Raw genomic sequence first — 24,425 nt, forward strand, 5'->3', positions numbered from 1 at the left:
ACCGTGGCCATAGAAGAGCAAAATTCACCCACGACAGATCAAGTCAATTAAACAAAGATAAAGAAATTGCCTCTATATTCTAATATGTTAGAGGCCAATTTTACGACCAAACCAAGACGCTTGCCTCAATACAGTCGCTCTCAGAACATGCCATCTACTCTGCCTTTGCTGGGACAGACGCTTTATCAGGAATTCAGGCGTACAAGGCAGCAAGGACACCGGGTCAATGGTTCGGCAATAGACACAAAACGCCAGATATACAAGCTCTGCAACCGTCCTCTGCCGTCCCCGCCTCGGACTGTCGGTCAGATCCTCGCTGAGGCCCCATCCAGCATAAAATGGCAGCCCATGCACAGTTACCGACTTTCCACGTATCAAGGCCTCAAACCCAGAAAGGGAGGAAAAGGTCTCGACCCTATCGATGGCCTCTATCAAGTCGATGATGTCGGCATTGGCGGCGATCTCATCTGCATACTGCAGGGTCTCCGCAACATCCATCTTGCCTTTGCGCAGACCGGTTTCCACGTCTGGATGAGGCTTGAACACGATGTAACTATCAGGTGCTCGCTCGCGTGCTAGGCGCAAAAGATCCAAGTTCACATTGGGAGTATGAGCACAATCGATTGTGCTGGAACGTGATTTTCGTACGGCAGCATCATCAGCCACTTGGCCGGGTACCAGAAGGATTTCACGGTCATTTGGAAACTGATAGGTCTGCGCCTTGCCGAAATTATATTTCGACACACGAGCCCGCACCATGGCTTCAATCAGAGCTGCGCCGCGCTGCGCTTCGGTTTTGCTTACATCTTGCGCCAGTAACAGGGCTTCCAGCCGATTTGCCCGCGATGGGTCATAATAAATGCCGATGTCATCGACAGCAATTGACGCGCCGCGTGCCAGGCCAGCGCCCAGGCCAACAGACCGCAGAAACCCGTCTTCGATACGTAGCAGGTCAACACCTGCCTGTTGGCTTGCAGCTTCAAACTCAGCCCTTGTTTTCCCGGCCCAAGACACAATCCGCCCGCCGTTTGCCTTTGCTGCGGACAATGTCTCTTCTTCACTCTCATAGAAGCGAACATCTCCTCCGCCACCAGCGAAGGCTGCCCGGATCGATGGGTGATTCCAATATTGAGCCCCGTAACAGTGAGACGGAACATCATTCAGAGCCCAATGCGCCTCAATGAGCCTGCAGGTCTCCAGCATGTCTTCAAAGGCGTAGGCATTTCCGTCGTATGGATCGAACCAAAGGCAAGTTCGCTTCAAGACATGCCCCAGATGTGCATCCAGACCGCCAGCTGCCTCTGAAGCCTTTGTTGCCCACATGCGCCAAAACCCGGACACATCAGAAGTCTCATCACTTAAAGACGCGCCGACAAAGAGCGCAAGCAAAACCTCCTCATCGGACGAAGTACCCACCTGATCGGGGCCGCTTGCGAAATTCGGATTGGGCGTTTGCTCCCGCCACTTCTGCAAATCAAAGGCATTTGCTTCTCTGTCTCGAGATTGACAAGTTTCAGCTTGAGACAAAAGCGCGTGTCGTGCTGCCTCCTCAACTCCGGATGCCGATACAAGGCTGTTACTGGTAAGCTCGACGTGGATTAATGAGCCAGGATAGCCAGCCTGAAGCATAGGCAACGGTCCCGGCAGGATGATCGTGACCGATTTATTGCTGGCAAGCGCCTTACGACGTGCTTTCTGGAATGAGCCATCATCAAGACCGACAATGAACCCTGAAAACGGGAGCGCCGCGAATTTGCTCCGAAATGACTTCAGAGCCGGATCTATGATCACATGCGCTATGCTCATAATGGCACACCCAGCGCACGGGCTTTTGCAAGGCGCGGCGGTTGATCGCAAAAACCGCCGGGTTCATTCACAGAGAACTCCAAAATTCGCTTCGCCATGTTCTGAGCCGCAGCATCAATGCCTTCACTGTTATGGATAGAACCTCGCACCTGCACCGTGGCAGCAATTGCTTTCAGGTAATCGCGGACCAAGCTTTCATCCGGCTTTTCCGGCCTCTTCCAGAACGTCGCCAGATCACCAGAATGGGTCATACCCGCAATGTCATAATGCGCAGGCACCAAAGTCTTGACGGGCACCCCACATTGCATTGCTTCAAGTCCGGCAGTTGAGTTCAGCGTTACAAGCCCAGAAGTTTTGGAAAACAAGTGATCCAGGCGACCGCCGTCAAGGAAGATAATCCTGTCGGAAATCCGATATTCTTGAGCCAGCTTCCGGACAACAATAGGCCAGTTCTCAAATCCCGCGTCCAGAGGATGGCTCTTTAAAACCAGCCAGGCAGCCTTCGGCGCATGTTCCGCGAAAGACACAAGAATCGTATCGATAACCTCGGAAAAGCTCTTATAAGGCGAATGAGCCCTTAACTGAAAGTCACCTTCCAGCTGAAGAGGAAAGATGAAATAAGGCTGATCTTGCAAAAGGAGCTCATCCAGCTGAACCTCCACCTTACGGTTTCGTGCCCCTTCCCGAAAAAGCCGCCAACCACCGCGTAAATACTCCAAGATTGGCGGATAAAGCGTATGGCGCTGATAGCTAGGATAGAGTGGCTTCAGAAAGACGTTCGTCAAATTATAGATCACATCTGGAATGATCTCGAGCGCGGTGGACTTTGGATACATCGGCGTGAAATCCACTTCTCCAGCGCTGCGGCTTATGCCGCGAACAGCAGCAGGATCAGCAGGAAAGCGGCTGAGCGTTGCAAGTCCCTCACGCTCCAATGTCATCCAGCCAGACCGTAGCAGCCCCAGCTCGGTCACGAAAACCCTGACTCCGCGCGCGTTGGCTTCTGCGATGGCCATCTTGTGGTAAATTCTCTGGTCGGCATGAAGAACTAGATCAGTGATGCCAAGCTCATCCATCACACCCGACACATAAGCTGGCCAATCTTGCGGCTTACCTTTGAAGGACCGAGCATCCGAGCCATTCCAATGAAGCCAATCTCCAGCGCATAGATTGATCCTGTAAACGCGGCAACCAGCTTGCTTTAATTGCCTCCCAAGCAGCCGATAGAGCGGAGACAAAGGCCCTTGCAAGAACAGAACTTGCCTGTCAGCGGTCTCCTGGAACGCCTTATCCTCGCCAAGCATGGGTCCAGCGCTCTGTGGATCCACGAGAGGCAATTTGCTCGTCGAATGTGGTCGCAATTCCAAGCTTACGTGCCTTATCCAGTCGTGGAGCAACATCGCACAGCGCACCGGGCAAGTTTACCTTACGATCTGCCAAGCGTCGCGCCATTTGATAGGCTCCTGCCCTGCGACCCGCATCAGTGTAAAAGCACCCTTTCACCTGGATCGAGGCCGCTAGCAAGCGTTCAAGGTCATCCAGCAAACTCTGGTCAGGTTTGGATCCATCACGCCAGAAGTCATCAATTGAATTCTGGCAGGTTAGCCCATCAATGTCATAGAGCGCGATGCCCAGAACCTTGGTCGGACACCCGACCCGAAGGGAATGCAATCCAGTCGTTGAATTGATGGTCAATGCTCCAGCTGAATGACGCAAAAGATGATCCAGATTTCCACCATCAATGACATACACGCGTTTCTTAACACCATAACGCTTGGCGACTGTGCGCAAGATTTTGCGCCAAGGCTCCATTCCATTGTCCAGAGGGTGAATCTTGAAGACAAGCCTTGCCGAAACAGGAGCAGACTTTGCAAAGGACCGAATAACCTCTTCCGCAGCATCTGCAATATGTTCAAAAGGCGAATTGTAGCGCAGCTGATAATCGCTCTGCAGCTGTAGGGGAAATACAAAATAAGGACAGCCAACCGAAATCACATCATCAACAAGATGAGCGGCGACCTTCTGGCGACTGCGGGCAAGAGCCAGACGCGGCAGATTACTCAGGTAATCGACAAGTGGAAAATAAAGTTTGTCCCTTACGAACTTGCGATAAAATGCCGAGAAAATCACATTCGACATATTATATGTGACTTCTGCAACAGCTTCGGCCTCGAAGCTGAAAGGATAGAGCCGACGCCTATCTATCTTCGGTAAGCCCTTTGCAGCTTCTCTAATTGCCTTTGGGTCGACCGGAAACCGGGAATGCGCAGACAGTCCATCGCGTTCGACCGTGATCCAATCAGGTCTGAGGTAGCCAAATTCATAGGCTGTACAGATCAAGCCAAGAGAGTTTCCAACCTCCACCGCAGCAGAATGATATGGTACCCGGTCAGCATAATAAACCAGATCTGTTACACTGTTCTGCTTACAGAAGCAGGCCAGCCATTCAGGCCAGTCCGAAAGTTTGCCTTTATAAGAGGTCGCGCGCCAATCATGCCAAAACAACCAGTCTCCGGGGCAAAAATTGATCCGGAGTGTCTTGCAACCCAACAGTTCCAATTCGTCAGCGACAGTACGCGCGAAAATTGATGGCGGCCCTTGCAAGAACAAGAATACTTTTTGACTGACTGCCACTTTTCTTACACCGAACTTGTTCGCCTTGTAGGCGGACCAATTGGCCCGCCAACCCGGGACTGTATCAATCCAGCTTAGTCTGTAAGATTTTGAACCGATGATACATTGCTGATCAGCGGTGCAATGATCTGCAGGAATTTACCCAACTCAGCCGTTGGATGATTGGATACATAGAGGATATCCTTGTCGCGCATCTCAAAGAAACGTGCAAGGAAGAAGCCACCAGGATCCCGCAAACTAACCCTATAAACGACAGGCACAGTTTGATCACTGGCGAAACGTTGCGCCAATTCAGGTCTCACAGCACGAACCAAACTTGCATCTTCGTATCGGAACAGGAAAATTCCTGCAGCATCTGCCTTGTTGTCATTCAAGCCACCAACAGTCGCCAAAGCCTCTGCAAGCGTCATGTCTTTTGTCTTGAAGGGCACAAGCTGATTTGATTTTATCGCACCAAATGCAGAAAACGTCCTAGGCCTATGCGACAAGAGAATGTTGTCGCTTGGTGAAATCAGCACATTGTTTTCAGGATAATCAATCAGATCTTCCAACCGAGTGGTACCCGAACGCCGTCCACGTTTTAGTGTCACGACGGTTTCATATGTCGCCTTACGTGATCCACCTGCATTTGCCACAATGTCCAACAGGCGCGTATTTCGAAGTGGCAAAGGATATACGCCAGGCTTGGCAACATCCCCGACGACAACTGCGGTTTTGCTGAGTTTTTCCCTGAGCGATACCAGGACCTGAGGTTCGACGGCCTTGCCAACAAGTTTCTTTTGAATTGATTGACGCAATCCCTCAACAGTCAGGCCGACAGCACGAACGCGCCCAGCATAAGGAATGAAGATATTCCCCGTTTCATCAATAACAACGGGGATCTGGCTCGAGTTGCTGTCAGAATTTGTAAACAAACCATCCGGTGTTGCTTCCCAGATCCCAACACCCAAAACGTCACCAACTCCAAGCTCCGAGCTAGACCCACCACCTCCAACACCATGGAACTGATTGGCAAAGGAAAGCGGTCGATAACGCTTGATGGCCTCAATGTTGGAGCTATCGAGCTTAATAATCGTATAGTCGCTGCTATTTGATTCCGCCTCTATATCCTGTGAGGATATATTAAATGCCCCAGGGCCATCACCAGGGAGCGCAGCACAAGCTGCAAGCGCCACTGACAAAAACGTTACCGCTATGAATCTCATTAATAAACCTGTTCCACCCAACTGCGTGCCTGGTTTCCTAGCACGCACGCAAACCACCTGTCCAAGAAACCTTGATAGATTTTATGTTCCATCCACGAGCTGTGGTGCCCCGGCAACACTTGATCTCAAATTCGTTAAAGAATTGAGTTCTCGCACCTTTTTTCCTTCAGCGCAAAACGATCATACTATCTTACTAAACTCTACTCATAGCAAAATTGCGAATCGGCACCTCATCCGACACGGCATAGAACGGAGACCATCATGTCCGCCGCCCTTCAAACTGAGCTGGAGACAGAAATTCGGCACACTTCTGACCGATTCATCTCCTGGCTTACACATGATGCCCTTCCTGTTTGGCTTCATGAAGGCGTAGACCAAAGACATGGCGGGTTTTACGAGGCCATCGATCCGGCTGACGTAAAAGGCTGCAGCGTTGCCAAAAGGGCACGGGTTCAACCACGCCAAATCTATAGCTTCATTGAAGCTGGAAATCTTGGGTGGACGGGCCCGTGGCAAAAAACGGTTGAAGCGGGACTGGATTGGTATCTCGCACATTACCGACATCCTGACGGAACCTTTGCATCAGCGGTTCAGCCCGACGGTACGGTCTCTGACGAGACCTTCGATCTCTACAATCAGGCATTTGCTTTTTTCGCTTATTCACAAGCAGCAGCAGCGCTCCCTGATCGGGCAGAGAGCCTTATGGCAGATGCACGGTCTTTACTGACACATCTGAGATCAGAATACGGCCACTCTGAAAGAGGCTTTCGCGAAGCAAACCCTGACTGCGCGCCGCTTTGTTCAAATCCTCATATGCATCTGTTCGAAGCCTCGCAAGCACTTGAACTCATTGACACCACTGGCCCCTGGATTGCCTTAACCGATGAAATAGCCAATCTCGCGATGGACCGCTTCATCGACCCGATCAATGGCGGGGAGCGTGAGTTCTTTGATCTAGACTGGTCGCCTATGCCGGATGATCGCGGGCGGGTGATGGAGCCAGGGCATCAATTCGAGTGGTGCTGGTTGCTTGCACGCTGGGGCATTTTGCGTGGCAACGCCAAAGCGATCCAAATGGCGCGCCGACTTTATCAAATTGGCGAAAGCTACGGGATTGATAGGGACCGGCAGGTTGCGATCATGGCCCTGAATGATGATTTCTCCGTGCGGGACCCGCTGGCGCGCCTATGGGGGCAGACAGAATGGATCAAGGCAGCTGTAATTTTGGCCGAGCATTCCAGTGGGCCTGAGCGGACGGCTTATCTCCAAGACATTTTGCGAGCCAGCAACGCTCTTTTCCTTTATCTGGATGCTGCACCAAAGGGGCTATGGCGTGACAAGCTGAATGCAAATGGAGAGTTCGTGGAAGAACCGGCTCCGGCAAGCTCATTGTATCATATTGTCTGCGCCATTTCGGAACTTCACCGGTTTACAAAAGAACAGACCCTCGGCCCTTCTTAAAACTCTACTTTGATCCAAACCCCACTAGAAATTGTCACAGCAGGCTTTTCTGAATGCCTTGAGCTTCCTATACAGACGAGAAACACGAGCTTCATAAGGAATGCCAATGTCACAGGCACGCATTATCGACGGCAAGGCGATTGCCATATCCGTTCGCGATGAAATCGCAACGCGCGCAGCGGCCCTCTTGAAAACCAGCGGCGTGCGCCCTGGACTCGCGGTTGTGCTGGTCGGCGAAGATGCCGCCAGCCAGGTCTATGTTCGCAATAAGGAAGCCACTGCCGAAGCCTGTGGTTTTCACTCGGTCAAACACACCTTGACAGCTGATACCAGCGAATTTGATCTGCTGGCCTTGGTCAATTCCCTCAATGAAGATCCAGAAATCCACGGTATCTTAGTGCAATTACCACTGCCCGCTCACATTGAGGAAAGCAAGGTATTGCGCTTGATCCGGCCGGAAAAAGACGTTGACGGTTTTCACCCGATCAACGTTGGCCTGCTGACCTGTGGCGAAATGAATACGGCACTCGTTCCTTGCACGCCGGCTGGCAGTATAGTGCTGCTGAAACGCACCCTAGACAACGCGCTATCTGGCAAAAGCGCGGTCGTCATTGGCCGTTCCAATATTGTTGGCAAACCGATGGCCAGCCTGCTGCTCCAGGAAAGCTGCACGGTGACAATCGCCCATAGCCGTACTCAGGACCTCCCCTCCGTTGTGCGGGCTGCTGACATTGTGATCGCGGCTGTCGGGCGCCATGAAATGGTACGTGGAAACTGGATCAAACCTGGCGCGACCGTTATTGATGTCGGGATCAATCGCATTTCTGCACCAGAGCGCGGCGAAGGAAAAACACGTCTCGTCGGTGATGTCGCCTTTCAAGAAGCCGTTGGCCACGCTGGCGCGATCACGCCTGTTCCCGGTGGCGTCGGCCCGATGACAATCGCGATGCTGATGGCAAATACATTGACAGCTGCACGCCGACAGCTCGGTCTGACAGAAGACACTGCTCTGTTCTGAAAATAGCTGTCTTGGTGAGGCCACCAACTCTACGCGAGTTGTTTTCATAACTTTTACGTGGTCTATCAAAGGTCAGGGTCTTTTAACCAAGAGTCTCTATGATTAACCTTAGGGGATGGATCAACCATTGGCCACGCAGCGCACCGAGTTCATTGAGCTTTGAATAGCGCTGGAGTTTCAATTTTGATCCTGAAACGCCAAGTTTACCAGATGGTTTTCAAGTGAAGGCAGGTCTGAACTGATTGGTCTAACAGGCGGCAGTAAGTGATGTATCGACCGTCTCAAGCGTGCAGAGACATTAGCAGCGCGCAAAAAATTCAGCATTCCTCCAAAATTGCTTTTGGCGGCAATACCTTATCTTATCTAAAACTTGGTGTTTCTGCGCTTGCCCTGCTTGCCGTATCAGGTGTCCCTCTGACACTTTCCATGCAGCCTGCGAGTGCTTTTGACCTTTTTGGAATGACGTTATTCGGTGAAAAGGAAGTCCAGAGCGATCCGGCTCCCGATCCACTGGCCTATACAGCTTCCTTAACTGTCTCAGGAGAAGATGATCTCACCGCAGGGCTAGAAGCCAGTTCGCTTCTGATTACCCGTGAAAAGCAGCGCCCCTCAGGGCGCTCCGGGCTAATCTCCCGTGGGCTTACGGATCTGGATCGCCTGGTCGCGCGGCTCTACACCACAGGCCACTACGGCGGCACCGTCAAGATCGACTTCAATGGCACAAGCCTGCAGACAGCGTTGGAGACCGGAGACATTCCAGGCGCGCGCCCTGTGAAAGTGGCCATCAACGTTACTCCTGGCCCACAATTCACCTTCGGGCGCATCAACATAAATGCCGCCGGTAAAGCTGGAGCAAGTTTGTCGGAAGACCCCGGATCCTGGGGACTTTCTTCGGGATTGCCTGCCAAATCAGGAGACATTCTGGTCGCAGAAGGCCGCATTGTTAAAACGCTTCGCGCACGCGGGTATCCAAATGCCAAGATCACAAACCGGGAGATTGTCGCAGATCACGCAACGAATAAACTTGATGTGTCTCTGGATGTGAACACCGGTTTTAAAGCTCGGTTCGGTGCGGTCACCGTGTCCGGAGCCGACATAACGGACCCTGCCTTTGTTGCCCGTCAAGCAATGATACCGGAAGGCACTGTCTATTCTCCCGCAGAACTGGATAAGGCCCGAGGACGGCTAAACGAACTCGGTATATTCTCCTCTGTTCGACTTATTGAGGGTGACGTTTCAGGTCCCGATGGTCTGTTGCCCATCATGATTGAGGTATCGGAGCGCAAACGGCACGTGATCGGAGCCGGGGCAACCTGGTCCAGCTCGGAGGGCTTTGGCGTCGAGGGATACTGGCGTCGCAGAAATGTCTTTGGAAAGGGCGAATTGCTGTCTCTGGAGGGCTCGGTCGGGCGTATCGGCAATGCCGATCTGCAAGCCATGGAATATTCAACACGGATCGCCTTTGAAAAGCCGGGAGTGTTCGGGCCAACGACCAAATTTACGACCAGCCTGGGGGCCAAACAGGAAGCGCCAGATGCCTATACCAGCCGCTCTGTGACGTTGGACGCCTATCTCGTGCACGACTTCAATGAGCACCTGACGGGGCGCGGCGGTGCCAAAGTGTATTATTCCCAGGAAGACGATGTCTTTGGCGAGAATGAATATCTTCTGGTGAGCCTGCCTGCTGACCTGACTTTCGACAATCGAGACAATAAACTGAACCCGTCGAAAGGCATTTTCGCAGCAGCTTCCTTGGAACCGGCCTATGATACGCTCAACAGCAACGCCATGGTTTTCATCAAGGCGACCGTCTCCAGCTATGTTGCTCTGGACGAGGCAAAGCGCTTCATTCTCGCAGGCAAGATAGCTGGCGGCAGCATATTGGGCCCAAGCATAGAAGACATTCCGGCCAGCCAGCGCTTTATTGCAGGCGGCGGCGGCTCGATTCGAGGCTATGCTTATCGAAATGTCGGTCCTCGCAAGAATGGCCAAGTCACCGGCGGACGCAGTCTGTTGGAGGTCTCTGGCGAAATCAGGGTAAGGATGACGGATACAATTGGTATGGTAGGCTTCGTTGATGCTGGCAACGCCTATGCGGACAGCACACCGGACCTTTCCAAACCACTCAAAATCGGTGTTGGTGCTGGCATCAGATACTTCACCCCGATCGGACCATTGCGCATTGATGCTGCAGTCCCGCTGGATCCGGAAAAAGACGACCCGGAGTTCGCGCTCTACGTCGGCCTCAGCCAAGCGTTCTAAACTCGGATATGAGAATTGAAACGACTTCTTAAAGGCCTGCTTTGGCTTTTCATTGCTGTTGTAGCGCTGCCGTTTCTTATGATCGCAGTTTTGCAGGTCTCGGCAGGGCGGACATTCGTGTCCAACATGGTCAGCTCCCTCGCATCTTCTCCAGATCAAACCATCGCTGTTGAAGACCTTTCCATAGGCTGGTCGCTTGATGCCTCGGTCGCTGGTTTCAGCCTTGCCGACCAGACAGGCGTTTGGCTCAAGGGGCATGACATCAAGTTTGCCTGGTCCCCGCCGCAGCTTTTGACGGGCACAATCAATATTGATGCGCTGACAGCAAAGGGCATTGAAATCCTGCGCGCACCCGTGGCCTCGGCAACCGAAAACACCACAGAGAGTACCAAAGACCCGAAAGATGGCGGCATCCCGATGTTGCCCGGTAAACTTGGCAAATTGCAGATCGATTCTCTTGTCCTTGGCCCTACGATTGCTGGCGAAGAAGTAACTTTGGGACTGTCGGCCTCTGGCTCGCTCGACAGCGCGCCGATGAAGATCAATGCCAAATTTGATCTAACCCGGATAGATGAAAGCAACGGAACGATTTCCGCGGCCATCCGCTTTGAGCCGACCAGCGAGACACTTGCATTTGATTTAAGCGTCCATGAGCCGCGCGGCGGCCTTGTGGCGCGGCTACTTGACGTTCCGAACCTGCCAGCTCTTGATGTCACTTTGATCGGAGATGGCCCGCTGACTGACTGGGCCAGCAATCTGGCGATTGCGCTGGACGGACGCGAAACTGTTACAGGCAAGGCCCTCCTGAGCGAAGCCCCGATTGGCAGAAAACTTGCGCTCGATCTGGATGGCAACCTGTCTCCCTTGATGCCTGACATTGCTTCCGCATTCTTCATTGGCACCACGGACCTCACAGGCACCGCCTATTTTGATCCGGATTTCATGCCCCTGTCTGGTGACATCAATCTGGCGACCCAGACGTTGCAGTTCGCCGGTCGCGGGTCATTCAACAGAGCGGAACAAGCCATCAACGCATCTGCCGCCTTGAAAGTCAGTGCAGATGATAATCGACTGATTGCGCTCGACTTGCCCGACCGACGCATCATGTTTGGGCCTCTCTCAGCAGATGTAAACCTGTCAGGCCTTCTGACGGATGCGGCCTGGAACATCAACATCTTGGCCAACAGCCTAGGCACCACAGAGGGCAAAATAGGCGAAACAAAGCTGACTTTTTCCGGTTCGAAAACGAATTTGACACCGGAAAGCCTGTCCAGCGGCTTTGCCCTAAAGTTTTCGGTATCGGACATTGATCCGTCGGACCAAAAACTTGCGGCCTTTGCGGGGCCACTAGAGATATCTGCTTCCGGTGATGTTTCAGCTGAGACAGAAAAACTCAAATTGGCAGCTGCACAACTGACCACATCAGCTGTGACGCTCGACCTTGAGCCTTCGGTCTTTTCACCAGAGGACTTCACTGCCAGCGGCAAAATGGGCATCGGCACCCTTTCGGCATTTTCTGATCTCGCAAACAAGCCCCTCGGGGGCTCACTTGCCGTCACATTTCAAGCAAAAGGCGTGTCCGAACCGCAGAAAGCCAACATCGACATTACCGCCAGCGGTCGCAATATCCAGCTTGGCACAGAACAGCTGGACGCACTGCTCGACGATACGACAACCCTTACTGCGTCAATCATGGTGGACGGCCCAAAGAACGTTGAATTGACCTCACTGGCCCTCAAGGCATCAGGCCTTGAAACTTCGGGCAAGGCCTCACTTAAAGACGATACGATCTCGGCAGAACTCACCGGCCTCCTGCAAGACCTGACACGGATCAATCCTGAAATCGCTGGAAGCCTGAAGTTCGACGTTTCGGCTGAAGGCCCGTTAACGGCCGCAGAGGTGAACGCGGCGCTATCATCCGGAAACCTCATCATGTCCGGAACGCCGCTAAAAGATTTTCAGCTGACGGCAGATGTCGTTGCATCGTCAAGTGAACCTCAAGGCCATATTGAATCCTCAGGAACATTGAATGGAGCCCCTCTCACCCTGACGGCTGATCTGTCCAGCAAGGATGGCGCGGCCACGATTGAGAATCTCAAGGCGGAACTTGACGGTAACAGCATCTCCGGACAGTTCCTGTTGTCCGATCTCTCCAAAGCCCCCGACAGTCTTTCTGGCAATCTCACCATTAATGCTCCGACGTTGGCCGCGCTCTCTCCGCTCGTCCTGCGCCCAATCAGCGGCAGCCTAGAAGGCGAACTCGTTGCAAAGGCTGACAAGAACAGCACCCAAACCATTAGCCTTGACCTCAAAGGTAACGCGCTTTCAACTGATGGGCTGGATATCGGAGACCTGTCGGCCAAGGCAACAATAGCCACGCCATTTGAAACACCACAGATCAACACTTCTGTGCTCGCCTCCAGCATTTTGGCTGGCAGCACTCCGATCCAGAGCGTCAAACTTGATGCCATCAACAACGGAACGCAAACCAACTTTGAGACGATCGTCCGCCTGACTGATAGTGCCAAGCCGGACGGCCTCACTGCCAAGGGACGCCTGGAGCAATTCCCTGACCGGATCGCCCTTAGCCTTGATACGTTTGACGGCACTTATGAGGGCCTGAAGACGCAAATCAGGGAACCGGCCAAATTGACCTACGCGGATGGGCTTGCCAACGTCGAAAATCTGACTTTAGCACTTGGCTCCGGTAGCCTGTCCATCTCTGGCAGCGCCGGAGATGCATTAGATCTTACCGCGAACCTGAACAAAGTACCGCTGGCGCTGGCCAACGCCTTTGTGCCCGACGCCGGGGTCGCAGGTTTTTTGTCCGGGACAGTAAGAGTCACCGGCTCCTCTATTGCGCCTGTTGCAAACTGGACTCTGTCGGCGAACGGTCTGACGGCAAAGCCCTTGTCGCAAAAAGGCCTACCTACCTTGAATGTCGCCAGCACCGGAAAATTAGACTCTGGTCTTGTGACACAAAAGACAACTTTGAGCGGCCCAACTGATCTGGTGCTGACGGCTGAAGGCAAGGTCGGAATAGAACGACCGCAATCCCTGAACCTGGCGCTCAATGGGTCTCTACCCCTGTCCTTTCTAAGGCGTCCACTCACCGAAGCAGGCCTTCGGGCTGGCGGTGGAGTCACGATTTCCGGGTCGGTCGGCGGCACACTCTCTAACCCTCAATACTCCCTGACCGCGAAGCCAAAGGGTATCACCATCACCGAGCTGACGAGCGCTGTTACGCTTCAGGAAGTAACCGGTTCGGTGGACGTTACACCAGCTGGCATCACGCTCTCTTCCCTGTCTGCGAAACTGGCAAGCGGTGGTTCTGTTGCAGTATCCGGTTCTGTAAAACTCGGCCCAACTCTGGACGCCAATATCAAGGCCACTGCAACACAGGCGCGCTATATTGATCCTGGACTCGTCACTGCGGTCGTCGATGCCGACATCGCAATCACTGGCCCGTTGTCCAGTACCTCTGAAGCAGCGCAGGTGTCTGGAGAGATCAAGATCCGGAAAGCTGACATCTCAATCCCGGAATCACTTGGGGGGGCGGTTCCCGCCGTCGCAGTCCAGCACATCAATGCACCCAAAGCCATTCGCTCCCAAATGACTGAGCTGGGCGCAGACAAGCAGGATAAAGCCACTCAGGACACATCTGGTCTACCACCTCGACTCAACGTCAAGCTCTCAGCGCCCGGTAAGATATTCATCCGTGGGCGCGGACTTGATGCCGAACTCTTCGGCGACCTCACCATTAGCGGCACAACAGAAGACCCTCAGGCGCTTGGTGCTTTTAATCTGAAGCGCGGGCAAATGGACATCCTGACACGGCGGCTGGCCTTCTCAAAGGGAACTGCAACGTTTTTCGGTGACCTGACCCCGGTGATCAATTTCCTGGCCACGACGACCGTTAACGGCACAACGATCAGCATCAGCGTCACGGGAAAAGCAGATGACCCGATCATCGCGTTTTCGTCTGCACCCGAATTGCCTCAGGATGAAGTGCTCGCCCTGCTGCTCTTCGGCACCGAAATGGGATCACTGTCACCAGGGCAAATTGCTGAACTTGCAGGAGCAATCAGAACCTTGAGCGGTGGAGGCAGTGACGGTCCGCTGTCCCAGATCAGAAAATCTCTAGGACTGGACACCCTCGACATCAACACCCAGGGAGAAGACGGGCCGACCATTGGTGTCGGGCGGTACATCAACGACAATATCTATCTGGGTGTGGAGCAAGGTACCAACTCAGCAGGAAGCCGGGTCAGGGTCGACATTGACCTGGACAAGGGCTTGAAGTTGCGCGGCGAAGTCGGCGCCAACGGATCCTCGAAGGCCGGGATCTTCTTCGAAAGAGACTACTGAACCAGCCCGGGCTTCGATCATGGCGGCATCAGGACTGCAATCGTTACAGACGACACGTATGTTTCTGGAATGCCTGTTCCGGTTGAATTGACCGACATGCAGTCCGTCCAAACGGCAAATGAAGGCTCTAAACCTTGAGCACAAAGAACGTGATGGCCAGGGCCATGCCCGCCAGGAACAGGGTTTCAGCAACGATAACACCGATGTGACGTGGTCCGAGCGCAGCCATCGCCCGCAGGGATGTCTTTACCCCAAGGGCCGAAATCGCGGCAATCAGAAGCCAGCGAGACGACACTTGCAGTCCCTCCTGTACCAATGGCGGAATAATCCCGGTGGAATTCACAAGCAACAGCGCCGCGAAGGCCACGGCGAACCAGGGGAAAGACGCTTTGCCTGTCACCTGTGCGGTGCCATTTTTACGCGCTGCATAGCCATAAGAGAAGGCCAGGATGATGACGACAACCGGAAGCATGGCAACCCGCAGCAGCTTGACATAGGTCGCGATATCTCCCGCCTCATCAGACACCGCATAGCCTGCTCCGACCACCTGAGCGACATCATGAATGGTTGATCCCAGAAGGATCCCGATCTCGGCATCGGAAAACCCGAACAGGCCGAAAATCAACGGATAGGAAATCATTGCAACAGTTGACAGTGTTGTCACCGCGATGACGGTGAAAAGCGTATCGCGCTCAGCTTCTTTTGTTTGTGGCAGCGCGGACGAAATGGCCAGTGCTGCAGATGCGCCGCAAATCGCAACAGCGCCGCCTGTCAGGATTCCGAAATCTCTGCTTCGGCCTAGAAGGCGCGCAATGGCCCAGCCGAACAAGATGGTTGCCGTAACACTGGAAATCACCAGCAGCACAGGGCCGATACCCAGTGACTGGATCTGCTGCAGTGTCACCCTCGCCCCCAGGAACGCAACACCAACACGCAGGAGTTTGCGCGCGGTAAACTCAATGCCCTGAATGCAAGGACCTTCTTGTGACAGGAAATGAAAGGCAATGCCGAGCAGCAGCGCAAACAGCATGACTGGGCCGCCGTAGTGATCGGAAAGAAACCCTGCTGCAGCAGCAATTGTGAAACACAGAAGCATTCCCGGTAAAAGGACAAAGACCCGGTCGATCTGTTTTTTTAAATTCATGCTCATATCGGCATTTCCTTCCCGGCCAATTGGCAAACTTCTCTCAGGATCGGCGTTGGGATTGAAACTCCCTCCCGCTCTGCCTTTTCACGAGAAGCAAGACGGCGGCTGCCTGGCAGGCGCGCGCCTTCTTCCACTTCAACAGCCTCGACCAAGGTGACCATACGTTCACCGAAGGCGCCTGCGGACGTCATGTTCGGATTGAGAACCAATATCACCTGACCAAGATTGGGGGCATCGCCCTCCCCGGTGAAGAGACTGGACGATTCGAATCCAAAGGCCGCCCCCACGATGGCAGCCGACATCACTTCGATCATCATGGCCAGCGCGGCCCCCTTGGCCTCGCCAATCGGCAGCATGGTTCCGGCAATAGCATCGGTGGGGTTCGTCGTGGATTTACCATCCTTGTCCAGCGCCCATCCTTCGGGGATCGAGGTACCAGCTTTTTCTGCGGCCATGACCTTTCCCCTTGCGACGCGGGACATTGCAAGGTCAATTACCAGCGGTGGCTTTCCGGGAACTGGAGCTGCAAAAGCGATTGGATTGGTTCCGAACATCGGCTTGCTTCCGCCCCAGGGTGCAATCGCCTTGTGGGCATTCCCGAATACGAAGGACACATAGCCCTTTTCCGCCAGCGCCTCGCAATGGGCTCCGCCCTGGCCAAAATGATGGGAGCGTCGGATCGCGGCCATGGCGATGCCCTGCTTGTCGGCCATGTCTGGCAATGTACGCAGGGCCAAGTCGATAGCCGGATAGGCAAAACCAAAGCTAGCATCCACCCGCACCAGCGAACTGGTCACCTTCTCGAGGGTCGGCGTAACCAGTCCATCGACTTTGCCGGAGCGCACTTGAGCGACATAGGAGGGAACCCGGGACAAACCATGCCCCGGCTGACCGGAGCTTTCGGCCTGTAGCAAAGCCTTCGCCACGAAAGCAGCGTTCTCAGCGCTGGCCCCGTTGACGGTCAAGGCCGTGAAGATGAGATCGTAGGCCTGACTAAGCGATATGGTTACGGAAGACATGATTCAAACTTCTTGAGGCAGGAAGGAATGGGGAAAACGCAGGCAGGAGAAGGAACATTCAAGACTCTGTTTAGCAAAGCTAACTCGATATTTCGAGCCTTACAGCAAGATTGTTACTCTGGGCTCACATCTTCGAAAATACCCGCCCTTTCAGATATATTCGGCGTCATGCCATTGATCGGCTTGACCCAAACCAATTGACGTTGTTTGCTGGCGACAAATTCCGTTCAGGCAGGAATGCACCGATCATCCAAGAGTGCTGACCGCCTCCCCTGACACAATGACCCGACACATTGACGATGGCTGCCCCGTGGCCTTGATGGAGAATATCTATGAGCTTCGACAAAACCTTCATGAAAGAAACCGTCTTTATTGCGGGCGCCTGGACTGCTGCCGACAGCAAAGACAGCATTGACGTGATCAACCCGGCGACTGGCGAGACCATTGGCACGGTGCCAAATTGCGGCCGAGCTGAGACAGCGCGCGCGATTGACGCAGCCCATGCAGCATTCGCCCCCTGGAAAGCCAAGACTGCCGGAGAACGCGCTGGCCTGATGCAAAAACTCGCCGATGAAATCATGGCGAACATCGATGCGCTGGCCGAGCTTTTGGTGACCGAAATGGGCAAGCCCCTTGCCGAAGCCAAAGGCGAAATAACGGGTGGAGCCAATTACATCCGCTTCTTCGCCGAGGAAGCTCGCCGCGTCTATGGCGACATCATTCCATCCCCATGGGCCGGCAAGAAAATCATGGTGACCAAGGAACCAGTTGGCGTTGTCGGTGCCATCACACCGTGGAACTTCCCGAACTCCATGATTGCCCGCAAGCTGGGTGCGGCCCTTGCTGCTGGCTGCACCATGGTGATCAAGCCGTCCGAGCTGACACCGTTCTCTGCGCTGGCCTATGGCGTTCTGGCTGAAAAGGTTGGAATCCCGACTGGCGTCATCAACGTCTTGACCGGCGATGCGCCCGTAATCGGCGCGGAAATGTGCGAAAATCCGAAGCTGCGCAAGATGACCTTCACCGGGTCGACCCGCGTCGGCAAGCTGCTCGCCTCCAATGCGGCAGGTCACATGAAAAAAATCTCGATGGAACTTGGCGGCAATGCGCCTTTCATCGTCTTCGATGATGCTGATCTGGATGCCGCTGTTGCGGGAGCCATTGCCTCAAAGTTCCGCAATTCCGGTCAGACCTGTGTCTGTGCCAACCGGATTTACGTGCAATCCGGTATCTATGATGCTTTTGCTGCCAAGCTGAAAGAGACTGTGGAAGCCGAACTTATTCCAGGCAACGGAATGAGTGCTGGCAGCACTCAGGGCCCAGTGATTGATGATCGGGCGATCAGCAAGATCACCGATCACCTGCAAGACGCCCTCTCCAAGGGAGGAACTTTGATCAGCGGCGGGGAGCGCGCAGGCACTGCAGGCACGTTCTTCCAACCGACTATTGTGACCGGCGCAACTTCAGACATGAAGATCGCCCGGGAAGAAACCTTCGGACCGCTGGCAGCCCTCTTCAGATTTGAAACCGAAGAAGAAGCCATCCAGCTGGCCAACGACACCGAATACGGCCTCGCCTGCTATTTCTATACGCAGCAGCTGGGCCGGGTTTTCCGGGTCATGGAAGCTCTGGAATACGGCCTCGTCGGCGTCAACGAAGGCGTTATCACCACCGAAGTCGCCCCCTTCGGCGGCGTCAAGGACAGCGGCATGGGCAACGAAGGTTCCAAATACGGCCTCGACGACTACCTGAACATCAAATATTCCTGCATTGGTGGCCTTGGCCAGTAAACAGGCCTGTCTCTGACACGAAAAAGCCCCGCCGGAATGTTTGGCGGGGCTTTTTTGTTTGATAGGTGAGAGCTTTGTGGATGCCCTTGCCTGATAGCCTCAGCTTGCCGGAGACAGCATTTCAGCCTCAACGCTGCGAAACAGTTCAACGTCATCGATGTTCATCTGCTCAACCTGGCTGCGCACGGCGTTTTCAAACACAGTGCGATCAGACCCACCATAGAAAACCTGCGTTACGAGACCAGCAGCCTTGGCCTCAGCCACCCGCTCAGCCGTCAGCGTGTCTGCCTGGAATTCAAGGATATGCGCGCCAAGTGCAGTTGCTCGCTCTACAGATCCGACATGCTCGAACAACACCATGCGCCGAAAATCAGGCACCCTGGCGCGGGTCTCGGCTCGAATGCTCTGATCAAAGGAAAACGTCCAGGCATCTGCCAGCAATCCATGCGCAGCCAGCATATCGCGAACCCGCGCCGGATCTGCCGTCTTGATCTCTGCATAGGTGGCAATGCGGCCCTTGCAGGCAGCCAGAAAAACATCGAGACGTGGTACCATTTGACCTGCGAACTCAGGCCCAAACCAGCTTCCGGCATCAAGAGCATCAATTTCTGCAGATGTCAGGTCGGCAAACCGGCCCTTCCCATTGGTGGTCCGATCCACAGTCTCGTCATGCATGACGTAAAGCACCTCGTCCTTGCTGGTCCGGATATCAAACTCAACGGCATAGGCCCCCATGGAGATCGCGCCTTCTAGGGACGCCAATGTGTTTTCCGGGGCTGCCATGCTGGCACCGCGATGGCATACAATTCTTGCTGTGTGCACGTGAGAGCTCCTCAATGCATCTGTGATGGGGTTTCATCTTTTTAGAGGCGGGTTGGTCCAATTTATCCAAGACTTGCACCTGTTTGATGAACTGTGACACGATTCGAGTGATCTACAGATGACACAACCTCGCTATCAACCCATGAGAGCCAGTTTCGTTGGTTCCTCGTCATAACCCGCCAGAAATATTGAACTCTTCGCATCGCGATGACCTTGTTACGAAGATTACACAGGCGCATCTGATTGTTCACTCGCTGGAGACAGTCAGTCAAATTGTCTCACTCAAGATCATCACTATGTATGTGATCGTGGCACTCGATCCCGAGAGCCGTGCTACTCTCCCGATTTGAGGTTTTTAAATGATCCGTCTTGCTTCTTCCGCCCTGGCCTTGACCCTTCTGACAGGTGCCGCCCTTGCTGAACCAGTTGCATATGACTTCGACAAGTCCCATGCAAATCTTGCATTTTCTTACAATCACCTTGGCTATTCCATCACAGACGGCCGCTTCGGCGAGTGGACCGGAACGCTGATGATCGACCAGGATACACCAGCAAACTCCTCCGTTGAGTTCGTCATCGATGTAGACTCCCTCGACACATTCTGGGCTGCCCGCGACACACACCTGAAGGGCCCTGACTTCTTTGATGTTACCAAGTTCCCAAAAGCATCATTCAAGAGCACCAGTGTTGAAAAGACAGGCGAAAAGACACTCAAAGTGACCGGCGACCTGACCATCAAGGACGTCACCAAGCCAACAGTTCTGGACGTAACAGTCAACACAATCGGCGAACATCCAATGGCAAAGAAGCCTGCTGCAGGCTTCACAGTCACAACCACAATCAAGCGGTCTGACTTCGGCATGGACATGTACACTCCCTACGTTGGCGATGATGTCACCGTAACGTTCAACGCAGAAACTCTGGAAGCCGCAAAGTAAGGCTTTCGCTTTCAACTCAATCGGTTCCCGGAAATTCCGGGGATCGATTTTATCTCCCGTGACACGAAATCGCCAAATACACTGGTCGATATTCAACTATGTAAACGGTATGATTCGAAGCCCGGTAAACATCCAATCGTTGCCGTAACCGTTGCTTGGAGAGCGAAATGATCCGCAATACTTCTACCGGCTACGGCCTGATTGCTATCCTGTTTCACTGGACGATGGCTGCGCTTATTTTTGGCATGCTGGCACTGGGCATTTACATGACCGACCTGCCGCCGACAGATATGGAAACGTTCAAGCTCTATCAGCTGCACAAATCCATCGGCTTTGTCGTGCTGGCTCTGGCCTCCCTGCGCATCGTCTGGCGCTTATCCAATCCGTCTCCAAAGCTTCCCGCGGGCATGAAGTCCATTGAAAAGCTCGCAGCTCATCTCGGCCATATCGGGCTTTATGTTTTGCTCTTCGCCCTGCCCTTGTCCGGTTGGCTGATGGTTTCGGCCTCTCCGTGGAACATTCCGACCGTGCTGTTTGATGTGCTGCCCATGCCACATCTACACGTGCCAGCCTTTCTGGGGGACAAAACCCAGGCGGAAGGCATTTTAAAAGAAGTCCATGAGTATGCCGCATGGTTCCTGATGGCCCTTTTGCTCGCCCATATCTGCGCGGCCCTGAAACATCATTTCATTTCCCGTGACACCACTTTGAAACGGATGATCTCGACGGGTCCCTCGCGCGGATCTGTCTGACACCTCCCTTCCTGAGGCAAATATCACATGACGCTATCGACACTCCGCCGCAGTTTCGCGGCTCTCGCCCTCGGTCTTGCTGCCGCGCTTGCATCAGCTCCGACGTTCGCCGCCAGCTGGACCGTCGACAAGGACGCCAGTTCCATCGGCTTTGAAGTACAACAAGGCGATGCAGCCCTGACCGGCAGCTTTGGCAGCTGGACGGCCGACATCAACCTTGACCCGGACAACATCGATGCGGCGACCATCTCCGCCACCATCGACACAGGCAGCGCCGCCACCGGCAATTCGCAGTTTGACGGTATGTTGCCCTCGCCAGACTGGTTCAGCGTTGAAGCATTTCCAGCCGCCACATTCAGCTCAGACAATGTGACATCTGTTGGCGGCAACGCCTATCAGGCCGCCGGCACGCTGACGATCCGCGACATCAGCCAGCCAGTAACGCTTGATTTCACACTCGACATTGACGGCGACACAGCCGTTGCCAAAGGCACGGCAACTGTTGAGCGCATCGCCTATCAGGTCGGAGCCAGTGTCAGTCCTGCACAAGTTGGCGAAAGCGTTGCCATTACACTGAACCTGAAAGCGACCCGCTAACAGCACACCAGCTAAGGGTCCTCCCCTGTTTACACGTATTGACGGCCTGAAGTCCCGGCGTTGAAGCCTTGGCATTTCAGGCCGTTTTCGCGTAAAAGGACGGAAATCACAACGATCCAGCAACTGCCTTTCCCAAAGGCATAGCCAGAGAGACACGCCTGATTATGAACGCTCCCGTCACGCCGCCCGAGTATCACCACAGCCCGCTTTTTCCGCAAGGGACCGACACCACGCCCTACCGCAAGCTGAGCTCGGATTTCGTTCGCACCGAAAGCTTCAACGGCGAAGACGTGCTGGTGGTCGAGCGCGAGGGGCTGCGGCTGCTGGCTGAGGAAGCCTTCAAAGACATCAACCACTTCCTGCGCCCTGGCCATCTGGAACAGCTGACAAAAATCCTCAAGGATCCCGAAGCCACCCAGAACGACAAGTTTGTTGCTTTTGATCTGTTGAAGAACGCCAATATTGCCGCTCACGGCGTATTGCCCATGTGTCAGGACACGGGCACGGCAATCATCATGGGCAAGAAGGGCCGCCGGATCTGGACCGATGGGTCGGATGAAGCAGCCCTCGGCGAAGGCGCGCGCGATGCCTATTTCAAGAAGAACCTGCGCTATTCGCAACTGGCACCAATCTCCATGTTCGAGGAGAAGAACACCGCCAGCAACATGCCGGCCCAGATCGAGCTCTATGCGGACGGTGAAGATGCCTACAAGTTCCTGTTCATGGCCAAGGGCGGCGGCTCAGCCAACAAGACCTTCCTGTTTCAGGGCACACCGTCCCTCTTGACCCATGACCGGATGATCGACTTCCTGAAGGAAAAGATCCTGACGCTCGGTACAGCGGCCTGCCCGCCGTACCACCTGGCGATTGTCATTGGCGGCACTTCGGCCGAAATGAACCTGAAAACCGCGAAATACGCATCTGCGCGCTATCTGGACGGATTGCCGACACAAGGCTCGGAAGCGGGCCATGCTTTCCGCGATCTGGAAATGGAAGCCGAGATCCACAAGCTGACCCAGGACACTGGCGTTGGCGCTCAGTTCGGCGGCAAATACTTCTGCCACGATGTGCGCGTCATCCGCCTACCGCGCCATGGGGCGTCCCTGCCGATTGGTCTGGCCGTATCCTGTTCGGCGGACCGTCAGGCGGTCGGCAAGATCACCAAGGACGGCATTTTCCTGGAACAGCTGGAAATGCATCCGGAGAAATATTTGCCAGAGGTCACCGATGAGCATCTGGGCGGCGATGTGGTCAAGATCGATCTCAGCAAGCCGATGTCCGAGATCCTGGGCGAATTGACGAGGCACCCGATCAAGACACGCCTGAGCCTGACAGGTACCTTGATTGTTGCCCGCGATGCGGCGCATTCCAAGCTGCGCGAGCGGCTGGAGGCAGGCGAGCCCCTGCCCGATTACATCAAGAACCACCCAGTCTATTACGCCGGCCCGGCCAAGACACCGGATGGCATGGCGTCAGGCTCCTTCGGGCCGACCACCGCCGGGCGCATGGATGCCTTTGTCGACCAGTTTCAGGCAGCAGGCGGGTCCATGGTGATGCTGGCCAAGGGAAATCGCTCAGCGCAAGTCCGCCGCGCCTGTCAGGCCCACGGCGGTTTTTACCTCGGCTCAATTGGCGGCCCGGCCGCCCGTCTGGCGCAGGACTGCATCAAGAAGGTTGAAGTGGTCGAATATGAAGAACTTGGCATGGAAGCCGTCTGGAAAATCGAAGTCGAAGATTTTCCAGCCTTTATCATCATCGACGACAAGGGCAATGACTTCTTCAAGGAACTGAATTTGGGGTGATTTCCTGGCGCTGATCGAGCCACACTCACTTCGGGGCGATCAGCGCCAACCCGACCACAATGAGCATCGACAAGGCCATCGCGATGTTCACGCGGCGCTGGATGTGGGGGGCCAAATTGAGCCGGTGCAGGGTCATGCCTGCATAGAGCCAGGCAAAATGGATGGGCAGCCAGATCAGGTTCAGAATCAGAAACTTGAGGGCTGTCTCTGTTGCCAGATGTCCGGGCATGAACGCAAAACCGGTCAGTAGTGTTGTGTTCACCGCATAGGCTTTCGGATTGACGGTCTGCAGGATCACGCCAGCCCAAAATCCGGGCGCTTTCACAGCTTCCTTAAAGACAATTTTGGAGCCGGCGAAAGCGATCTTGGATGCTAGATAGACCAGATAGAGCGCAGATGCGATCAGCAGGATCAAGCGCAGGTTATCATTGGCCAAAAGGACTGTCGCCAATCCCGTCACCACAGCAATGGCGACAAGGTTCGATCCAACACACAAGCCGCCAATATAGCGCGCGCCTTGCGCGAAGCCGAAAGCAGACCCGACACCGGCCACGGACAGAACGCCGGGCCCGGGTGTAATGATCAGAAAGAAAACAGCAAGGCTAAAAGTCAGCATGCCATTTCGTAGGTGACACGATCTGGCGCGTCAATGCAGAGCTGTTTCCGAAGGGATGACTGAAGCCTGCCTGTCATTCCGAGTGCCTTGCTGAAAGAGCGGCTGTTCGACTGGATGCGCCGCGGTATGGATCACCGGATCAAGTCCGGTGATGACGGCTGGGGGTGGGGACCACTGCAAAGGTTCCA

17 protein-coding genes are annotated in these 24,425 nt (G+C 54.4%); 9 read left to right on the top strand and 8 right to left on the bottom strand.

What is annotated here, in order from left to right:
- Positions 1 to 87: 87 nt before the first annotated feature.
- From V6575_RS18730 to V6575_RS18745, 4 genes are all read right to left on the bottom strand, one after another.
- Entirely contained in the window at positions 88 to 1,806 is a 1,719-nt protein-coding gene (locus V6575_RS18730; RefSeq protein ID WP_340276501.1) for a capsular polysaccharide export protein, LipB/KpsS family, read from the bottom strand.
- Entirely contained in the window at positions 1,803 to 3,110 is a 1,308-nt protein-coding gene (locus tag V6575_RS18735; RefSeq protein WP_340276502.1) for a capsule biosynthesis protein, read from the bottom strand. Before V6575_RS18735 ends, V6575_RS18730 begins: the two co-directional genes overlap by 4 nt.
- On the bottom strand, positions 3,094 to 4,311 hold the full coding sequence (locus V6575_RS18740) for a capsule biosynthesis protein (RefSeq protein WP_340276503.1): 1,218 nt from the start codon (positions 4,309 to 4,311) through the stop codon (positions 3,094 to 3,096). Before V6575_RS18740 ends, V6575_RS18735 begins: the two co-directional genes overlap by 17 nt.
- 203 nt (positions 4,312 to 4,514) lie before the next feature.
- Entirely contained in the window at positions 4,515 to 5,645 is a 1,131-nt protein-coding gene (locus V6575_RS18745) for an SLBB domain-containing protein (protein WP_340276504.1), read from the bottom strand.
- 261 nt (positions 5,646 to 5,906) lie between these two features.
- On the opposite strand from V6575_RS18745, the gene V6575_RS18750 reads away from it, so the two are divergent.
- The 4 genes from V6575_RS18750 (at position 5,907) to V6575_RS18765 (ending at position 14,754) form a co-directional block, all read left to right on the top strand.
- Positions 5,907 to 7,106, top strand: coding sequence for an AGE family epimerase/isomerase (locus V6575_RS18750; RefSeq protein WP_340276505.1), 1,200 nt, complete (start codon positions 5,907 to 5,909; stop codon positions 7,104 to 7,106).
- 106 nt (positions 7,107 to 7,212) lie between these two features.
- Positions 7,213 to 8,124: a bifunctional methylenetetrahydrofolate dehydrogenase/methenyltetrahydrofolate cyclohydrolase FolD gene (folD, locus tag V6575_RS18755; RefSeq protein ID WP_340276507.1), complete on the top strand. Its 912-nt coding sequence runs from the start codon at positions 7,213 to 7,215 to the stop codon at positions 8,122 to 8,124.
- 426 nt (positions 8,125 to 8,550) lie between these two features.
- Positions 8,551 to 10,386, top strand: a complete 1,836-nt coding sequence (locus V6575_RS18760) for an autotransporter assembly complex protein TamA (RefSeq protein WP_340276509.1) — start codon at positions 8,551 to 8,553, stop codon at positions 10,384 to 10,386.
- 15 nt (positions 10,387 to 10,401) lie between these two features.
- Positions 10,402 to 14,754, top strand: coding sequence for a translocation/assembly module TamB domain-containing protein (locus V6575_RS18765; RefSeq protein ID WP_340276510.1), 4,353 nt, complete (start codon positions 10,402 to 10,404; stop codon positions 14,752 to 14,754).
- Positions 14,755 to 14,881: 127 nt separating this feature from the next.
- Here V6575_RS18765 and V6575_RS18770 read toward each other — a convergent pair whose 3' ends face one another.
- Together V6575_RS18770 and V6575_RS18775 are read right to left on the bottom strand one after the other, a co-directional pair.
- Complete coding sequence (locus V6575_RS18770) at positions 14,882 to 15,904, bottom strand: YeiH family protein (protein WP_340276512.1); 1,023 nt, start codon at positions 15,902 to 15,904, stop codon at positions 14,882 to 14,884.
- On the bottom strand, positions 15,901 to 16,920 hold the full coding sequence (locus V6575_RS18775) for an Ldh family oxidoreductase (RefSeq protein WP_340276513.1): 1,020 nt from the start codon (positions 16,918 to 16,920) through the stop codon (positions 15,901 to 15,903). Before V6575_RS18775 ends, V6575_RS18770 begins: the two co-directional genes overlap by 4 nt.
- A 332-nt stretch (positions 16,921 to 17,252) precedes the next feature.
- Here V6575_RS18775 and V6575_RS18780 point away from each other — a divergent pair, with 332 nt between their 5' ends.
- Positions 17,253 to 18,710, top strand: coding sequence for an NAD-dependent succinate-semialdehyde dehydrogenase (locus V6575_RS18780; RefSeq protein ID WP_340276514.1), 1,458 nt, complete (start codon positions 17,253 to 17,255; stop codon positions 18,708 to 18,710).
- A 99-nt stretch (positions 18,711 to 18,809) separates the two neighbouring features.
- Here V6575_RS18780 and V6575_RS18785 read toward each other — a convergent pair whose 3' ends face one another.
- Positions 18,810 to 19,532, bottom strand: a complete 723-nt coding sequence (locus tag V6575_RS18785) for a glycerophosphodiester phosphodiesterase (protein ID WP_340276517.1) — start codon at positions 19,530 to 19,532, stop codon at positions 18,810 to 18,812.
- Positions 19,533 to 19,891: 359 nt separating this feature from the next.
- Between V6575_RS18785 and V6575_RS18790 the strand changes: the two genes are divergently transcribed.
- The 4 genes from V6575_RS18790 to V6575_RS18805 all read left to right on the top strand — a co-directional run bounded on the left by V6575_RS18790 (position 19,892) and on the right by V6575_RS18805 (position 23,621).
- The gene (locus tag V6575_RS18790; RefSeq protein WP_340276519.1) at positions 19,892 to 20,470 is read left to right on the top strand and encodes a YceI family protein; all 579 of its coding nucleotides are present in this window, start codon (positions 19,892 to 19,894) and stop codon (positions 20,468 to 20,470) included.
- A gap of 167 nt (positions 20,471 to 20,637) precedes the next feature.
- Positions 20,638 to 21,222, top strand: coding sequence for a cytochrome b (locus V6575_RS18795; protein ID WP_340276520.1), 585 nt, complete (start codon positions 20,638 to 20,640; stop codon positions 21,220 to 21,222).
- 27 nt (positions 21,223 to 21,249) lie between these two features.
- Positions 21,250 to 21,819: a YceI family protein gene (locus V6575_RS18800; RefSeq protein ID WP_340276521.1), complete on the top strand. Its 570-nt coding sequence runs from the start codon at positions 21,250 to 21,252 to the stop codon at positions 21,817 to 21,819.
- Between the two features lie 164 nt (positions 21,820 to 21,983).
- On the top strand, positions 21,984 to 23,621 hold the full coding sequence (locus tag V6575_RS18805) for a fumarate hydratase (RefSeq protein WP_340276523.1): 1,638 nt from the start codon (positions 21,984 to 21,986) through the stop codon (positions 23,619 to 23,621).
- A 25-nt stretch (positions 23,622 to 23,646) separates the two neighbouring features.
- Here V6575_RS18805 and V6575_RS18810 read toward each other — a convergent pair whose 3' ends face one another.
- A complete protein-coding gene (locus V6575_RS18810) occupies positions 23,647 to 24,237 on the bottom strand; it encodes a LysE family translocator (protein WP_340276525.1) in 591 nt (196 codons plus the stop codon).
- Positions 24,238 to 24,425 lie beyond the last annotated feature (188 nt).

Origin of the sequence: Roseibium algae, assembly GCF_037783265.1 — a bacterium.
Lineage (GTDB): Bacteria > Pseudomonadota > Alphaproteobacteria > Rhizobiales > Stappiaceae > Roseibium > Roseibium algae.

Bases quoted from the DNA above. Each gene is read 5' to 3' on its own strand.
- V6575_RS18760 (WP_340276509.1), top strand. From the start codon at position 8,551: ATGCAGCCTGCGAGTGCTTTTGACCTTTTTGGAATGACGTTATTCGGT.
- V6575_RS18810 (WP_340276525.1), bottom strand. From the start codon at position 24,237: ATGCTGACTTTTAGCCTTGCTGTTTTCTTTCTGATCATTACACCCGGG.
- V6575_RS18770 (WP_340276512.1), bottom strand. From the start codon at position 15,904: ATGAGCATGAATTTAAAAAAACAGATCGACCGGGTCTTTGTCCTTTTA.
- V6575_RS18745 (WP_340276504.1), bottom strand. From the start codon at position 5,645: ATGAGATTCATAGCGGTAACGTTTTTGTCAGTGGCGCTTGCAGCTTGT.
- V6575_RS18780 (WP_340276514.1), top strand. From the start codon at position 17,253: ATGAGCTTCGACAAAACCTTCATGAAAGAAACCGTCTTTATTGCGGGC.
- V6575_RS18795 (WP_340276520.1), top strand. From the start codon at position 20,638: ATGATCCGCAATACTTCTACCGGCTACGGCCTGATTGCTATCCTGTTT.
- V6575_RS18775 (WP_340276513.1), bottom strand. From the start codon at position 16,920: ATGTCTTCCGTAACCATATCGCTTAGTCAGGCCTACGATCTCATCTTC.
- V6575_RS18750 (WP_340276505.1), top strand. From the start codon at position 5,907: ATGTCCGCCGCCCTTCAAACTGAGCTGGAGACAGAAATTCGGCACACT.
- folD (WP_340276507.1), top strand. From the start codon at position 7,213: ATGTCACAGGCACGCATTATCGACGGCAAGGCGATTGCCATATCCGTT.
- V6575_RS18735 (WP_340276502.1), bottom strand. From the start codon at position 3,110: ATGCTTGGCGAGGATAAGGCGTTCCAGGAGACCGCTGACAGGCAAGTT.
- V6575_RS18805 (WP_340276523.1), top strand. From the start codon at position 21,984: ATGAACGCTCCCGTCACGCCGCCCGAGTATCACCACAGCCCGCTTTTT.
- V6575_RS18800 (WP_340276521.1), top strand. From the start codon at position 21,250: ATGACGCTATCGACACTCCGCCGCAGTTTCGCGGCTCTCGCCCTCGGT.
- V6575_RS18790 (WP_340276519.1), top strand. From the start codon at position 19,892: ATGATCCGTCTTGCTTCTTCCGCCCTGGCCTTGACCCTTCTGACAGGT.
- V6575_RS18730 (WP_340276501.1), bottom strand. From the start codon at position 1,806: ATGAGCATAGCGCATGTGATCATAGATCCGGCTCTGAAGTCATTTCGG.